Origin of the sequence: Saccharibacillus sp. O23, assembly GCF_002205895.1 — a bacterium.
In the GTDB taxonomy this organism is placed as follows: domain Bacteria; phylum Bacillota; class Bacilli; order Paenibacillales; family Paenibacillaceae; genus Saccharibacillus.
Genome location: NZ_NJDE01000036.1, coordinates 1 through 16186, shown reverse-complemented (window position 1 = coordinate 16186; position 16186 = coordinate 1). Strand labels below are relative to the sequence as shown.

Below are 16186 nucleotides of genomic sequence, written 5' to 3'. Positions count from 1 at the left end.
GAGAGTGAGTGGAGAGAGAGAGGGTGGGGGTAGGTGGAGTGGAGAGAGAGTAGAGAGAGAGTAAGAGAGAGTAGAGAGAGAGAGAGTAGAGAGATAAGTAATAAGAGATAAGAGAGTAGAGAGAAGAGATAGAGAGGAAGGAGCTGGGGAAGATCGGTAGGGAAATGGAAGGTAGGAGAGGAAGGAAGGGTCTGGATTTGGGGAAAGGATGGGGAAGGATTGGGGAAAGAAAAGGGCTAAGGATTGGGTAAAGGCTGGGGTAAAGATTGAAGGCTTGGGGTAGGTCTTGTTCGAGGAAGAAAGGAAATATGAATAAGTGGTTTTGAATATTAATATTCAATTTTGGCGCTTATATGGCTTTATTGAACTGGAAATTTTGGAGCGTCATACGTTAGGCAGCCGGAGCGTGAAGAATTGAATTTTCTGGAGAAAGGAAGGTGTGTTTATGAGCCGGTATCATGTGATTCCTGCGCTGATCCCGAAAGGTGTTTGTTACGAAATCGAGACGGTACAGGATGCGAGTATCCACTACTTTAAGGACGAGACAGCCTGGTCTAACGTGATTGGAATGTTGCAGCGTCCGTGGTACAAAAGATGGTTCTGGCAGCCGTGGATGGCTTGGGAATTGGATGCAGATGTTGATGCAATAAAGTACAAGGTTTGGTTGCCGTCCGAAGAGTTAGGGAAGGAGTTCCAGACGAAGTATTATGGGGAGCATCCAGAGGTGGAAATCTATCGTTCAGAAGATGCCCCGTGGGATTTTAAAGCCAGGCACGCGGGAAGCAAATTGCTACTTGAACGTCATTACGTCGTGCCACTCAAAATCTATCATAACGACGTTGTAGACACGCAAGCCGAGCTGATCGGAATGCTTGAAAATTTGAATTTAGGCGAGCGTGTGAAAATTCAATTTTTGGTCAAGCCTCAGTATCGTACGGATCGTCTTTTCGGAAAAGCGTTCAAACAGTTACATAGCGAGGAAGACGACGATGAAAGTATGTTGACCGAAAATGAGCTTTATAAATCAGCCATTCAGGGGAAAAAATCTAGGTTGCTTGCTCGTGTGTCTATGAAAATAATAGCGGCTGCTGATTCAAGGGAAGATGCCCGGCGGTTGATAGCGAGCGCGCGCCATTCTTTCGGTCAATTTTCGTCGGGCGAGCTAAACCGGATTTATGCTCGTGAATGGTGGCAGATTATCCGTCCGCTGTTCCGATTTGAGTTCAAGCGGCGAATTTATCCGTGGCAGCTACCGAAAAAACGGGTGGTGTTAGCGGCGGACGAGTTGGCGATGATAATGCGCTTGCCAAGCGGAAAGGTCGTCTGCAATAAGTTGCAGCGAATGAAAATGCGGCGGACGCCGCTTCCGCTGGAAGTGAAGCAGCTGCAAGGCCGTAAAGATGGAACATGCGTGCCGATCGGGATGCACGAATACCACGGCAAGAGTAACGAAGTGTTTTTTGATACGACTGGCTGGTCCCGGCATATGGCGATTTGGGGCGGAACCATGATGGGGAAATCGACTTTTATCTATAACTTGCTGGAACAGATCATTGGCGGACGTACGGCGGAAAATAAAACCGGCTTTACGTTGATTGATCCGCACGGAAGCTTGGCCGTGGATGTAGCGAGTCGGATTCCGAAGGACAAGCAGCATTTGGTTCGGTATGTACGGTTCAAAGACGGCGAAATGCCGTTTAACGTCTACGATGTTGATTTCGCTTCGAGTCCCGATAAGATCGCGCAAAACGTCGCGGATGTGTGTAAGCGCGTTTGGAAGGACTTCTGGGGGCCAAACGTCGATGATAATTTTCTGAACGGCGGAATCGCCCTGCAGAAAGTGAAATCGGCAAACTTGTACAATTTGCGAATGGTCCTGGAAGACGACGATTTCCGCGCCGAAGTGCTGGGGAAGCTAAACGATGATGATCCGCTAGAACGTCAGCTGAAAATGTTTTTAAGCAAATACGACGGGCTTGAGGAACGGATCAAGGAGCCAAAAATCAATTCGACGCTGAATAAGCTGCGAAAGCTGACGCTTTCCGGGACGCTGGGCCGGATTCTACGAGCTGAAACAAACGGGATCCGCTGGCGTGAGGGGATGGATGAAGGCTATTACCATATTTTCGATCTATCCGGATTGACGATCGACGAACGGCGCTTTGTAGGATCCATGTGTTTGACGTTCGCGCAGCTGGCCATGTTGAGCCGGGAAGATGCTTTGGCAGCCGGAAAGCCGATGCCGCTACATCCCATTATTGTTGATGAAGCGCCGACTTTTATGGACCAATCGGCGGATGCTATTCAGTCCTTTGCGGATGAAGCACGGAAATATAACGTGCCGCTAGTGCTGGGGATGCAAGGATTGGAAGGCCAAGTACCGGATCAGGTTGCCAGCGCTATATTCCGAAATTTCGGTACGCTGATCGCTTATCGCGTCGGCAATACCGAAGATGCCGAGACGATTTACAACGGAATGAAGGCCGATTATTTGAAGGTTGAAGATTTTCAGCGCGTCGAACCCAACTACGCCTATATGCGAATGGCGATTGGGCGGGAAACCACGATGCCATTCCTAGTGAAGATGAACGCGCCGGAACGCGCCCAATATACCGGAGATATACCGGAAATGATTAAGCAGACGGTAGACCGCGCCTTAGAGATCGAAGATCTGATCCAGGCCGAGAAGTCGGCTGCGAAAGAAGCGGAGTTTCAAGAAGCGGAGGAAATCATCAATACATTTGCAGAAGAAAAACCATCTAAAGCACCTGCCGATAGCGAGTGGGAAGGAATAACGGACGAGACAGCAAGGCTTTTGGAGGAAGCTTTTGCAGATGAAAACAATGAAGATCCTGCCAAGATAGCAATAGCAATGGCCGCGCTAAGTAAAGACGTTGAAGGGTTTATGGAAGACAATCCGGAAACACCGGATGCAGCTGCAGAGCAGCCGGAGGAAGTGGCCGAGATCGCCGCGGCAGATCCGGAACCGGAAACACCGGATGCAGCTGCAGAGCAGCCGGAGGGAGTGGCCGAGATCGCCGCGGCAGATCCGGAACCGGAAACACCGGATGCAGCTGCAGAGCAGCCGGAGGGAGTGGCCGAGATCGCCGCGGCAGATCCGGAACCGGAAGCGCCGGCCGCGGCCGCAGAGCAGCCGGAGGAAGTGGCCAAGATCGTCACGGTGGATCCGGAACCGGAAATGCCGGCCGCGGCCGCAGAGCAGCCGGAGGAAGTGGCCAAGATCGCCACGGCGGATCCGGAACCGGAAATGCCGGCCGCGGCCGCAGCTGCAGCAGAGCCGGAGGGAGTGGCCGAGATCGTCGCGGTGGATCCGGAACCGGAAATGCCGGCCGCCGCTGCAGTGCAGCTGCAGGAACCCGTACAGATCACCGCGGCTGCGCCAAGCCCGAGGGAAGAACCCGACAAGATAAAATCGAACCCTTCCCCGAAGACCACTTTAACGATCGAAGATTTTATGGATTGAGGGAGGGGACACTTTGAAGCGAATAAGGGAGAAGGAAGAAGGTCCAGTGATTACTCATTTAGGTGATCGAGAGCGTGACCTGCTCATGGTGCTTTACGACATGCTGTTTGTAGATATTGATTTTGTATCCACGTACATCTATCCGGAGATTTTGCCAACCAGCACCCACCGGCGTATCCGGAAGTTGGAGGAATCCGGTTATATCAAGTCCTTTAAAACACCGCGAGCCGATGGGGTAAGCGTTCAGAATATTAAAGTGATTTGTCTGGATCGGCTAGGTGTTGAGGAAGTCGAAGCATTGACCGGCGAAAGCCGCTGGGACACGCGCTGGACGAAGCGTACACCGACCTATATTCATCATTTGATTCAGCTTGCTAAGATGCGCGGCATCTTGCAGGAAAAGCAGCTTCCAGACTTTCAATTTCAGACTTGGATTCCGGAGCGTTCGAGCTATTACCAGTATGGACAGCGGAAAGACGATGTAATCGTTCCGGATGGAACGGTAGTTTTTAAAAGAATCGTAAATGATAAAGCTGGCGATTTTGCTTATTTCGTGGAAATGGAACGCAGTCGGCAGCGAGCCGCAGTCAGCATCAATAAACTTCGGCGCTATAACGAGTACATGGGCCGTGAAAATGGACTTGCCAAGCACAGTATCTTTGAGACGAGGCCAGTTATCACACGCGTTTGTTTCATATCTGCAAATGAAAACGAAAAGCTTCGCTTGATCGAACATACAAAGGATGTAGACACTTCCAGGATCCAAGCGGTGCTTTACACCACGTACGATGAAGTGCTGAATGACCCGTACGGCGAAATCTGGTGCTTCAAAGGTCGAGAAGGCAAGCATACGATGTGGAAAATTATTCGGGACGCATGAGAGGAGGTGGGGAAAAAGGATGGATCTGAAACGCGATCAAAAGCTTCGACCCAGCAAATTCAAAAACTTTATCAAAAAAACGATTTTCATGCTGATCTTCTTGTGCATTTTCGGTGTTGGCGTTTGGGCATTGTATACCTACGTGCCGACCATTCATGACACGATGGATCGCATTATAGGGTTCGCTAATCCGCTGATAGAGAAGCATGGATGGTTACCCGTGTTAGGCGGCGCTGCGCTGCTGTTTGGTGGGATTTGGGCGTTTATTGACGACTATTCAGAAAAGGAGGAACGCAAAAAACGGATGAAGGAATTTCTTTAATTCTATGAGGGAGGTGAAAAGCATTGGCGAAAAAAGTTAAACCCGAAAGACGGAAGCTGCCGCGTTCAGTATTCCGGCAGCGTTTGGTAAAAACGGCCTTTTGGATCGGCGCGGCATACCTGCTGTTTACGGTCACGGTCCTGCTGATCCGTCCGGATAGCGGCGCCAGCGCGCAAGAAGAAATTGTTGAGAAAATAGCGAATCCGGCGACGGATCCAGGCGTGCAGACCTTCGCAACAAACTTCGCCTATCACTATTTCACATGGGGCCGCGGCGATGAAGCTATCGACGATCGGGAAAAACGGTTAAAGCCCTATCTGGCAGCAGGGGTAGACTCACAAGCTGGACTCAATATGAAAAATATGAAATCCAAAGCAGAGTTTATGAAGGCGCAGATCTGGAAGGTCGAAGACGCAGGGCCGAACGCTTCAAAAGTAACCCTTCGCGCCCAGTACCTGGTGACAGGAGGAGGAAAAGAAACCAAGCTGAATTATCTGGTTGTTCCGATTCAAAGTGACGGTCAAAACTTTGTTGTTTCGGATATTCCGTATTTCACACAGCCGCCAAAGGATGTTGAACTTGAAAAAGCATCCGATGATCTGGATCGAACAAATAGCCTGCGGGATAGTCGGACGAAGGAAGAAATCAAGGATTTCTTAGATTCATTCTTTAGAGTTTACGCAAACGGAAAACAAGAAGAAATCAGTTACTTCACGAAAAATGTAGATGTTCCAGGCTTAACAGGTATTTTGACGTTCAAGGGAATTAAGAAAGCCGAAATCTACACGAACCTGGAAGATCAGGGCATTTACCAAGTCGAAACGTCAATTGCTTTTGGAGATTCTAAGGGCGCGACGTCATACATCTATCCGTACTATGTGGAACTGACGCAAGAAAACGGACGTTGGTTCGTTACAAAATTCAAACAAAACTAAGGAGGAATTTAATCATGAATTTCGGAGAAAAAATCCAAGAGTCCTTTTCCACGCAGGTAGGCGCGTTGTTCCTGGTTATCATCGGTGCGATGGCAATTTACTTCTTGGTTAAACGGGAGTTCAGCCGGTTTGTTGGCTTCGCGGTATTCGCTTTGTTCGTGTCGGTATTCGTATTCGTTCCGGACAAGATCAAGGACCTGGGAACAAAGCTTTGGGAGACGATCTTTAGCTAAGACAAGCAACGAGAGGGGATTGACGCAATGAGACGTATGAGAACGTACAACAGCATTTGGAAAGTGCCGAGAATGCTGTACGGCATCCAAAATATTGCGTTGCCATTTCCCGTATCGTACCGGCAAGTCGGCTTTTTCTTCGGAGGAGTCGTGCTGATGTGGATCCTGAACAAGTTCCCGCCGTTCAGTTTCATCAATTTGTGGCTTGTTGAGTACGTGGGTATTCCGGGGTTTATTGCCTGGTTCTTCACGCGGCAGGTATTGGATGGTAAAGCGCCGCACCGGTTCATCATGCGCTGGATAGCCTTTAAGCTATCCGCGCATGACTTCAACCGGTACATGGAAACCCCAAAATCGAAAAAACCTTATACGTATAGCTCACCCGTTGCCTATCGGAAATTGAGCTATACCGCTGCTAAAGAAGCGGAAGGAGGAAGTTCCGAATGATAGAGTTTCCAATAGCCTACTATGAAGGAAACCTGGTCTTTTCGCAAGATGAAACATCCTGGGCGTACTATGAAATTCCGGGATTCAACTACGATTTTTTGGATGATGATGAAAAGATCGGGGAGTATAAGCGTCTGGAAAGCTTCTTTACGCAGATCAACTCCGACCTGCATATGCTGGTCGTTCCGGAATTTCAGTCCGTCCATGACAAATACGAGAATTACAAACAGACGTTAACTGGTCCAGTCGTTGAAGCAGCGATCAGTCATATTGACGATACGGTAAAAGTCCTTGAAGAACGTCATGGTAAGGAAGGAACCGAATATCGGTTCTACGTTGGCGTTAAGCTGCCGAATACGGATAAAGAAAAAACGGATTTCCTCAAAGAAGCCAAGTCGCTGCTGACTGAATTTTTTCAGTTTATTTATCAGAAGTCCGGAATTGAAGGTCCAGAGATTTCAGAAGATGTCGTCTTTCGGCAAAGAAGCAATGAGAAGCGGGTTTATAGTAAGGTCGCCAGCCGTTTGACAGGGCAGCCGATCAACGAGGATGTCGCGCAATGGTTGATTCGTCGGAACTGGTATCGCGGGGTCGGGAAGTCTCCCGTTTTGAAGCAGTGGAGTCCGGAATATTCCGTGCATTACAAGGAGTACGAGGAAGACGATGTGAAGATTCGCCGTCCGAAATACCGGGATATAATGCGGCTTACCGAAGGCCAAGTCGATGATTCGCCCGGCCGCAGCCTGATCGTGAAGCAGATGATCGACGGTAAAGAAGTGGAAGGCCATTTGGCCTTCCTTACCATTTCTAACGTTCCGTACGAAATGATCTTTCCTGGCGATGAATGGCTGTATACGATTCAAGGTTTGGATTTCCCGGTCGAAATTTCAATCCGGACCGAAACGATGGAGAACCGAAAAGCGCTTAGTGCGGTTCGGAATAAGCAGAAAGAACTCAAGGACCAAGATCGGCACGCACAGGAAACGGACAATGATACGAGCTTGACCGTCCTGGAAGGCCGCATGGAATCGCAGGAGCTGGAAGCTCACCTGCAGAAAAGCCGGATCCCGCTGCTGCTGTCGTCGGTGGTCTTCTGTATCGCAGCTGAAAACGAAGAAGAACTTAGCCGCCGCGTCGATATTATGGTCGATGCTTACGATGATATGGGAATCCGCTTGGAGCAGCCTTACGGCGATCAATGGTTATTCTTCAATGAGTTTCTTCCGGGCGGCAAACGCTTGGTTACAGATTACATTCATTATATGGAGCCTGGCACATTGGCCGGCGCAATGTTCGGTGCGACAAAGCAGATCGGAGACGGACAAGGCTTTTATATTGGACATACAGGCATCCTAAATCAACCGGTTTATATCGCGCCGAACCTGGCCGCGCAAGGGATCCGCGGAACAAAGACGAACGCGCTGTCGGCCGCCTTTATCGGTTCGCTTGGCGGCGGTAAATCGTACAATGCAAACTTGATTACGTACAATTCGGTTCTGTCCGGCGCGAAGGCGCTGGTGATCGACCCGAAAGGTGAGCGCGGCAACTGGGAAAAAGACTTGATGGCGCTGCATGGCAATATCAATATTATTAGCCTGTCGAGCGACACGCAGCATACCGGCAAGCTGGATCCATTTTCGATCTTTGCCGATAGCCGGAAAGATGCGGAATCGCTGGCATTGAACCTCATGACGTATTATACCGGGACACGATTAGATGATTCGGACCGATTCCCGCAGCTGGTGAAAGCCGTTCGGGAAACGTCCGAAGAAGAAAAGTTCCCTTCCTTTACCGCTGCAGTTCAGCGGCTGGCGCGATCTTCGGATCCAATAGCCAGCAAATTGGGCGGCCACCTACAGACGTTCAAGGAATTGTCCTTTGCGAGCTTGTTGTTTGGGGATGGAGACACGTCCAATTCGATCAAGTTCGATAATCCGATGAACGTCCTCATGACGCATGATTTGGAGCTGCCGACGCCGGAAACGGATCCGTCGCAGTATTCCTTGAACGAGCTGCTGTCCGTAGGGATGATGCTGCCGATCGGATCCTTCGCGTTAAAATTCATTCAATCCGATCGCAGTCAATTTAAGATCGTTGAGCTGGACGAAGCTTGGTCGATGCTGAATACTTCTCAAGGGCGGTCGTTGGCATCGCGTTTGATCCGCGAAGGCCGTTCGATGCAAGCCGGGATTTACTTGATTACGCAAAACGCGAACGACCTTTTGGACGAGAAGATCAAGAACAATATCGGCATGAAGTTTGCTTTCCGGAGTACGGATCCGAACGAGTTGAAAAACGTACTATCGCTGTTCAATTTGAAAGATACGCCCGAAAACCGCGACATTATCAGCGAATTGCAGAATGGTTACTGCTTGATGCAGGATATTTACGGCCGGGTGTCCGTGATCAAATTCGATCCGCTGTTTAGCGATCTGGACAAAGCTTTCGATACGCGGCCGCCACTGGCGCGGATGGAAAAGGAAGAGGTGTCGGTATGAAGCGGCTGCTGACGCTGCTGGTCCTTGCCGCAATAACGATTCTGGTTATTGCGTGCAGCGGCCGCAGCGACGAACCGGAGAAAATTAACGGCGTTGGACCGGCTGACATTCCCGTGAAGTACGTAGACGCACAGCTAAAACAGGACTATAAGGCACTAACTGATCTGATCGCGGCTGACATGGATTTCATGAATTGGGATCTGAACTCGCCGCCCAAGCATCCCGAGTATGAAGTAACCAGCTATTCGCTGACACAGTGGAAGCTGGACGACAACACGTATTATTACCTGATGGAATACCTCAATCCGGCGAAGGCAGATCAGCTGGATAGCGAGAATTTTAAAATTGAAAAGACGGACGAGGGCTGGAAGAAAGATAGTTACGGTGAAACCCCAGGCTTTGAGGAGATCGTTTCCCGATTGGAGGAGACGAAAACGGTACTCAAGGAGTTGAGCAGCGAATGAAACAACGAGTCCGATACACGATCAAGTGGTTATTCGTCTTGATGCTGCTGTTCTCGTTTTTTGGAACAGCGGTTCGAGCAAGTTCGCTGGAAGATAACGTCCTGCCGGAATCCAAAAAGCAAGAAGGGGCCGTAACGCTAAAATCCGGAGAGCATCCAGTCAGCAGCTATGCCCTTGATCTGCACATTGATAAGACGAAAAACCCGTTCAATATTTCGGGTAAGATCGACGATGGGATCCAGGCTACGCGCCTTGAATTTCTTAATTCTGCATGGGTATTCATCGTGATTATTGTCAATTTCGTTATTCTGGTTGTTGGCGAAGCATTCAAGCTAGATTTTATAGATTCTATCATTGCCCAGATCGCAGAGTCGATCCGCACGATTTCTGGGTTTAAAAACGGAACTTTTCAAGAGAATGGACTTTGGTCTATATTGGCCATCTTTATGATTGCCCTAGTCGGAGCCTGGGCTATATACGTCGGCATGGTAAAGCGACAGCAAAGTAAGGCGACAAGTGGAATGCTTTCCATGCTTTTGGTCTTTGTTTTTTCACTAGGGTTCTTTTCGCAAGCAGACAAAGTATTAACCGGTTTAAACGATTTTTCAAAGCAAATGCAAAACAGCGTTATGAACATTTCCGGTAATGTCGTTAGCAGCGGATCCGGCTATACCGGATATGAAGGAATCGCATCTATGCAAAACCAGATGTTCGACATTATGGTCTACAAGCCATTTATGTTTATGCAATTTGGTGACTCGACTGGAGATCCAGCTATTTTAGCATTGAACTATGGAAGTGAAGAACGGGCAAAGTTCGTTGAAAGCCAGGTTAAAAGCGGCAATAAGATGATGGGCGTAGAGGGTCTTGGCAGTCGTACTTGGTTTATAATCCTGCTGTTCATCAGTAATTTGATGTTGGGATCTATGATGCTTCTTATGGCGGCAGCCGTACTGCTATACCAAGTTATTTTCATTGCGATGGTGCTATTTTCACCTGTTCCGCTTCTTATGGCGTTGGTCCCTGCTTGGCAGGGGAAAGCGTTTGAGTGGGCGATGAAGACGCTCCATGCGCTGCTTATGAAAGTCGGATTCGCTTTGCTCATGACGGTAATCTTTACAATTTCCAAAGTATTGTATGCTGCAGTTGGCGAAACAACTTACGGCTACCTGTTTGTTTTGGGGATGCAGATTCTTGTATTCTTCGGGGTTTGGTGGAAGCGCCAGGAGCTGCTTTCGTTTATCAATACGGCAACGGCCAATGTTTCCAGCACAACCCGCGGATCATTGGACAGCTTCCGCGATTATAGCTCACGTATGGGCCGGGTGATGGATGCCGTGCCTGGTAGTCGGGCAGCGGCCGGTTTAGCGGGGGTGGCCGCACGAAGAACAGGATCTAAAGGGTTTGATTTAGTTAGCCGCGCTGGGAAGTTCGGCTCCAAGAAGACTGTACAAGCCGGGCATGCGCTGTACAATCGGAGCCGGAAATTTGATCTGCCGAATCAGGGAATCAAAGCGGATCAAGAGGAATACGCAGCGACCGGGACGACCGGCGCAAGCAGCTCAAGCGGAAGCGCTATGTCGGCAGGACCAGAATACGTTACGCCAGATTTTGTCGATCGGCGGAATCCGAACGCGCTGCCGCATAACAAAAAAGGACCGAATATTATCGACGCAGATTATTCAATCGTCGAGGATCCGAAGCAGATCGGCGGCGGCGTAAAAGTCCTACCGTTTGGTACAACTGCAAGTTCCGCGGCGAAGCAACAGGCAAAGCGTGCTGCGGCTATCAGTCCTGCGCTTAATGCCGGTCCGGTGGACCGAAATATCAGTCCAGCGATCGTTGATCGAGATCTGTCTAATGCGCCGACCATCAGTTCCGTTCGGCATGTGCCGGTTAGCCAGGAAAACAGCAATTCGGTCATTCCATTGGTTACGCGCACAGATCGCACGACGAATGCCGGTCCAGCAGCTGGGGCGGTTCCTGGAACAGTTACGCCGATTCCAGCTATACCGCGCGATGGCAGCCGCGCGGGGCAAGAAATTCGGACTGGCAGCGAAAGCGAGATCGTAAATCGCAGTACGAATGCCCATGTTGTCACCAGCCGAAACGACAACATGAACCAGCTGGATAATCAAGTCGTTAACCGAGATGTTTCGCGTGAAACATCACGTAACCAGTTTGCAACGCAGTTAGACAAACAGAACGTGAACGAAGTGGTTAACCGCTCGAACACCGAAGATCGGACGGTGCAGCGTAACGAGAACAACGCGCAGAAGCAGAATATTACGGAAACGACGAACCGGAATACGACTGGCAATCAGAACTTGGTTCGCAATATGAATGAGACGAACAACAAGACAACGACCGAAAATCAAAACACGGTCCGCAATACGAATGAGTCGAACAACAGAACGACGAACGAGAATCAAAATACGGTCCGGAATCAAACGGTCAACGAGAACCGGAAGAAAACCCAGAACGAAGAAGTTAACAAGAATCTGAATGAGAACACAAATACGATCGTCAATGAAAATCGCAATGTGAAACAGACGGTGCAGCAAACGCATACCGAAAACAAAAACATTGTCCGAGACGAGAATACGTCAAAGACGGTGAATGAGCTGCACGAGACGAACAATGCTGAAAACATTAGCCGAACGGACCGCCAAAACAGCAGTACGTTCATCAATCGGGTAGTGGAGCAGAATGAGGTTCGAGAAGACGGATCGAGCGAATCACAGCCGCCAGCATCCGGTGAGACGGATCGAAAAGGTCGCAGATGGTTCCCGTGGGGACGGAAGGGGAGATAAGCCGTGTTTAGGTTGGAGTTTCGTTCAGATCGAATCAAGCTGTTTATCTTTCTGTTTTGTACGCTGCTTTTGATTACAACAGCAGTCGTATGGCTAAACGGCGGTTTCCGATCCGTTCCAGAGGAAGTGGCTGAAACGCCACCAGCTGCGGAGCAGAGCGAACCGGCAGTAGTAGAAAAAGAACCGGCGTCTGATCTTGTATCAGGCGCCGGTTCTGCAACCGAAAGGAAAGAGAGGGTCGAAGTTAAAGCGATCCTCCCGCAATCGGAGCAGCAGGAAACAAAGGATATTGCTCAAAAATTTGCGGAAGCTTATTACACGTATGATTCCAGGAATCCGGAATCGTATATTGAGAACAGTAAAGCATATATGGCCAAAGCCTTCTATACGAGCGAGAAAACTCAGATTCGCCGGCAGACGCTAGACTATCAAACAACAAGCGTGGCGGAATCAGAGGTATTGCCGGTAGACAGCTATGATCCGGCTGAAATTGTTTGGTGCGTGATGATTACGGGTGACGTGATCCCGGCTAAAGGCGAGGCATACACCGAGGAGCAGCAATATTATGTGACGCTAAGGAAGTATGAAGGAGCTTGGTTAGTGGATGAATTAGAGTTAGAAAGTTGGGGGGCCTAAGCATGGAACAACCTTCTCACGATCCGGATCAGGAGCGCCGACCGAGTGCAGCCAAGCAGGTAGCCGGAGCAGCTGCTAAAAAAGCAGCGAAAAAAGCCGCCGTTACTGCAGCCAAGACCGTAGCTAAATCGCCGATCGGAATGAAGATCATTCTGATCGGCGGCGTAATTTTGGTTTTGCTGCTGATCCTTGTTGTTTTCATAGGCAGTTTGTTTATGGCCAGTTTTTCTTCATCGAGCGATACTCGAAGCTTTACGAGAGGAGGCCAAATTTCACAAACCGGACTAGAAGCTATCCCGCCTGAATTTATCGAATACTATAAAGCCGCCGAAGCCGAATATGGCGTCCCGTGGAACATCCTGGCCGGTGTCCATCGAGTCGAAACCGTGTTTTCTACTAACGTATCCGAGAGTTACGCAGGGGCCGTTGGGCATATGCAATTTATGCCCTGCACCTGGGTCGGTTGGAATCATCCAACATGCGGCGGACTAGGGCGCGGTGATATATCCCTTGCCGAGTTGAGAGATCCAGCCGTAGTCGCCAAATACGGCGGTTATGGAACAGATGGAGACGGTGACGGCATCCCGGATCCGTGGAGTGTCCAGGATGCGATTATGTCTGCAGCAAAATATTTGGCGGCCAACGGTGGAGCAGATGGGAAGCTCGACAAGGCGCTGTATGCATACAACAACAGCAAAAAGTACGTCAAAGATGTGCTGGATTTCGCGGAATCGTATGTCAGTGGCGGTACGGCGATTGTGTCTGGCGAAGGCACGGTTTGGCCGGGAACGTCCGCAAGGATCATCACATCGGGATATAAAGTTCGGTGGGGAAAACAGCACGCAGGAATAGATATAGCTGCACCGGGAGATTCAACCGGCATTCCGATCGTGGCGTTTATGCCCGGTACGGTCATATTTAGCGGGGTTCGCGGCGGCTACGGAAACTGCATCATTATTGACCACGGAAACAATGTATCGACGCTGTACGGGCATATGGTCAGTACCTCGCCGTTTTGGGCTGGCGATCAAGTTGCCGCTGGACAGGAGATCGGCGCGATCGGGAACACCGGTGGCTCAAAAGGAGCGCATTTGCATTTTGAAGTCCGGATTAAGGACTCGCCGGTCGATCCATTACCTTACGTTAAAGGATTTAATCCGATCATTCAGGATCCGGAAATTAAGTGAAAAGAAGCGGCTCAATGAGCTGCTTCTTTTTTTATCGAAACAACCTTGAGCTTACATCCGTTGAGGATGCTGAATAAAAGGAATAAGGCAGCAGAAACGGCTGGATACAAAAGTGTATTTTTTGGATACAAAAAGCTATGTTTTGTATCCAAAATGGGTTATAATGGATGTAAGAGGAATTTTGAACAGGAGGTGCGGCTTTGGCGGATACCCGCAAGAATATCAAGGCAGTTCCTAATGTTAAGGCCGAATTACAAGCGATTTTAAATGAAATCGCACCAGGGAAAACAGAATCTTTCGTTTTAGCTTATTTGACGGCCATGTTCCAGGATCAGAAGGCCAAACGAATAAAGCTGTCCGATCATCAAGCCTATATGAAAATTGCGGAGGAGATGAACAACCAGGGATCCATTTGAACAGGAGGGATGGTCATGTTATATGAGCTGCTTGGACCGAATGCATACGCAAGGTATTTGCTGAAACCCGTATTGGCCGGGATCGTGCTTTATATTTTGCTTCCGCTGCTGCTCAAGTACAGTTTGTTTACGACCTTTTTAGTTGCCGGTATTCCGGCTGGATACCACTTGCTGAACCGTTTTTTTTATAAATGGTTTTATCGTGAGCCGCACCTGGAAACAAAGGTTGCCCGAGCGATCTACCGGCCGCCGCTTTTGATCTGGTTGATTTTTAAATTTTCAAAGGTTGCCATCAAGACGTTTGTTGCTTTGTTTGTCGGGATCATCGGTTTTCCGTACTTGGTTTACGAGTTGGTTAGAGAAGTATCCGCGGCTTCCCAAAATAAATAGGAGCGTGAATCTTATGAGCGTTAAAGCAACAAGTCATGCCTTGTTTTTTGTTTCGGAACAGCATCAAAGTAACTATGAGCAGCTTCAAAGTCGATTCAAAAGTTTCTGGTCGAGTGAGTATGCGGCCGGCGCTTACATTGCTGCGCTTCCGGAAGTCTTTTATCGGATCAAATGGGACGATGAAGATTCGCCGCTTTCCTGGTACTTCGGGGAGTGGGTTGTCATCAAGGGCGATAACGGCGAAGAAGACGGATTCCATAATGAATCGGAGATTGTAACAGGGCTTTCTAGCAGTTATAAGCTTTTGGTAAGAGCAGGGGTCGAACTATTCACCGGTAGGCTTCATAAATTCGACCTGCAGCATTTCTTAGGGAACGCAGATGATAAATTGTATCGGGTATTTTTACAGCTGCTAGAGATCCGCCGTAAATCTTCTATATTAAACTTGGCTGGCGAGACGGATCCGGAAGACGGAGAGGAGTTCTGAAATGAAATTTGCTTGTTCAAATGATCAGATGGAATGGACCGGCGAAATTAAACGCTATACCGTTTACGAAGGTGGTCATTACTATTTGTATATTAGCGCAAGGGATTCCGGGATAGACGTGTATTTTGGCAGGGCTGAAATGGCGCAATGGATTGTATCCATGCCAGGCCAACATGCTTCGCTTATTTTGGATAACCTTAGAAACGTGTCTTATAACGCTGAAAAAATATGCGATATTTTAGAAAATGACATAGATGGCGTGTCGATTGCTCAAGCCTTGTGTGTTTTCGCAGATGAAAAAAAGATCCAGGAGCAGGATAGCAGCGCTGCGTTTATGGACGCTTTAAAGGCAGCGGGGTATGAACCGGCAGATCAGTAAGCGATTGGAGGAAGTCATGAATACTTATTTCGGTTATCGGTATGAGCCGGATGGTCGTTACCATGCTGCAGATCGGCTCAGTGGTGAACAGGAAATGTTCGATTATTTAAAGGAAAAAAAGAGCTATTATCAAGCGGTTAAAATCACCGATTCCGAAGATTATATGATAGCCGAATCAAAAGACGGGCATATTATTTTTCCGGAATACATGGCAATAGTGGATATTCGGAACGAAAGTATAGAGCTTGCCGAGAAATTTGATCCGGCGGATTTCATGAAGAGACTTCATGGGTCCGGGATTCAAATTAACGTTCCAGTCCCTAACGATCCGGAGCAAGCAGAGGAACTATTAAAGCGGCTGTATGTTCATTATGTAGAAGGCGATCATTAATCAGATGATCGCTTTTTGTTTGCCGGGAGATTGGAACGAAAGGCAGCTGCGGCGCGCCGCGGTCAGCTTTCCAGCCGAAGCGGCTTCCCAAGCTGACGGCCATCCTGCGCTTCCTATCAAAAGGCATCGGCCCTGCAGGGGGCCTTGCCTTTCCCGGTCTCTTGAAAAAAGAAAACACAACCTACGAGTCCACTACTGCGCTCCACTCACCACACAACATCCTT

At 49.0% G+C, this 16186-nt stretch carries 16 protein-coding genes; all 16 read left to right on the top strand.

Features of this window, described 5'->3' with window-relative positions; genetic code table 11:
* Positions 1 to 445: 445 nt before the first annotated feature.
* The 16 genes from CDO73_RS26215 to CDO73_RS26140 all read left to right on the top strand — a co-directional run bounded on the left by CDO73_RS26215 (position 446) and on the right by CDO73_RS26140 (position 15962).
* On the top strand, positions 446 to 3484 hold the full coding sequence (locus CDO73_RS26215) for a type IV secretory system conjugative DNA transfer family protein (protein ID WP_179218839.1): 3039 nt from the start codon (positions 446 to 448) through the stop codon (positions 3482 to 3484).
* 46 nt (positions 3485 to 3530) lie between these two features.
* Positions 3531 to 4364: a replication-relaxation family protein gene (locus tag CDO73_RS26210; protein ID WP_143536189.1), complete on the top strand. Its 834-nt coding sequence runs from the start codon at positions 3531 to 3533 to the stop codon at positions 4362 to 4364.
* A 19-nt stretch (positions 4365 to 4383) separates the two neighbouring features.
* Positions 4384 to 4686, top strand: a complete 303-nt coding sequence (locus CDO73_RS26205) for a hypothetical protein (RefSeq protein ID WP_088491434.1) — start codon at positions 4384 to 4386, stop codon at positions 4684 to 4686.
* A 23-nt stretch (positions 4687 to 4709) separates the two neighbouring features.
* Positions 4710 to 5621, top strand: a complete 912-nt coding sequence (locus CDO73_RS26200) for a conjugal transfer protein (RefSeq protein WP_088491433.1) — start codon at positions 4710 to 4712, stop codon at positions 5619 to 5621.
* 14 nt (positions 5622 to 5635) lie between these two features.
* The gene (locus CDO73_RS26195; protein WP_087801739.1) at positions 5636 to 5854 is read left to right on the top strand and encodes a hypothetical protein; all 219 of its coding nucleotides are present in this window, start codon (positions 5636 to 5638) and stop codon (positions 5852 to 5854) included.
* A 27-nt stretch (positions 5855 to 5881) separates the two neighbouring features.
* Positions 5882 to 6301: a conjugal transfer protein gene (locus tag CDO73_RS26190; RefSeq protein ID WP_088491432.1), complete on the top strand. Its 420-nt coding sequence runs from the start codon at positions 5882 to 5884 to the stop codon at positions 6299 to 6301.
* Complete coding sequence (locus CDO73_RS26185; protein ID WP_088491431.1) at positions 6298 to 8799, top strand: ATP-binding protein; 2502 nt, start codon at positions 6298 to 6300, stop codon at positions 8797 to 8799. The genes CDO73_RS26190 and CDO73_RS26185 overlap by 4 nt, the downstream gene beginning before the upstream one ends.
* A complete protein-coding gene (locus tag CDO73_RS26180; protein ID WP_088491430.1) occupies positions 8796 to 9263 on the top strand; it encodes a hypothetical protein in 468 nt (155 codons plus the stop codon). Before CDO73_RS26185 ends, CDO73_RS26180 begins: the two co-directional genes overlap by 4 nt.
* The gene (locus CDO73_RS26175) at positions 9260 to 12076 is read left to right on the top strand and encodes a CD3337/EF1877 family mobilome membrane protein (protein ID WP_088491429.1); all 2817 of its coding nucleotides are present in this window, start codon (positions 9260 to 9262) and stop codon (positions 12074 to 12076) included. The genes CDO73_RS26180 and CDO73_RS26175 overlap by 4 nt, the downstream gene beginning before the upstream one ends.
* 3 nt (positions 12077 to 12079) lie before the next feature.
* A complete protein-coding gene (locus CDO73_RS26170; RefSeq protein WP_088491428.1) occupies positions 12080 to 12712 on the top strand; it encodes a hypothetical protein in 633 nt (210 codons plus the stop codon).
* A gap of 2 nt (positions 12713 to 12714) precedes the next feature.
* The gene (locus CDO73_RS26165) at positions 12715 to 13899 is read left to right on the top strand and encodes a peptidoglycan DD-metalloendopeptidase family protein (protein ID WP_088491449.1); all 1185 of its coding nucleotides are present in this window, start codon (positions 12715 to 12717) and stop codon (positions 13897 to 13899) included.
* 200 nt (positions 13900 to 14099) lie between these two features.
* A complete protein-coding gene (locus CDO73_RS26160; protein WP_087801726.1) occupies positions 14100 to 14315 on the top strand; it encodes a hypothetical protein in 216 nt (71 codons plus the stop codon).
* Positions 14316 to 14330: 15 nt separating this feature from the next.
* Positions 14331 to 14705 (top strand): hypothetical protein, encoded by a 375-nt coding sequence (locus CDO73_RS26925; RefSeq protein WP_088491427.1) that lies wholly within the window; start codon positions 14331 to 14333, stop codon positions 14703 to 14705.
* Positions 14706 to 14718: 13 nt separating this feature from the next.
* Positions 14719 to 15192, top strand: a complete 474-nt coding sequence (locus CDO73_RS26150; RefSeq protein ID WP_088491426.1) for a DUF2538 family protein — start codon at positions 14719 to 14721, stop codon at positions 15190 to 15192.
* Between the two features lies 1 nt (position 15193).
* Positions 15194 to 15571: a DUF6618 family protein gene (locus CDO73_RS26145; protein ID WP_088491425.1), complete on the top strand. Its 378-nt coding sequence runs from the start codon at positions 15194 to 15196 to the stop codon at positions 15569 to 15571.
* Between the two features lie 16 nt (positions 15572 to 15587).
* Positions 15588 to 15962, top strand: a complete 375-nt coding sequence (locus CDO73_RS26140) for a hypothetical protein (RefSeq protein WP_143536027.1) — start codon at positions 15588 to 15590, stop codon at positions 15960 to 15962.
* The last annotated feature ends 224 nt before the right edge of the window (positions 15963 to 16186 follow it).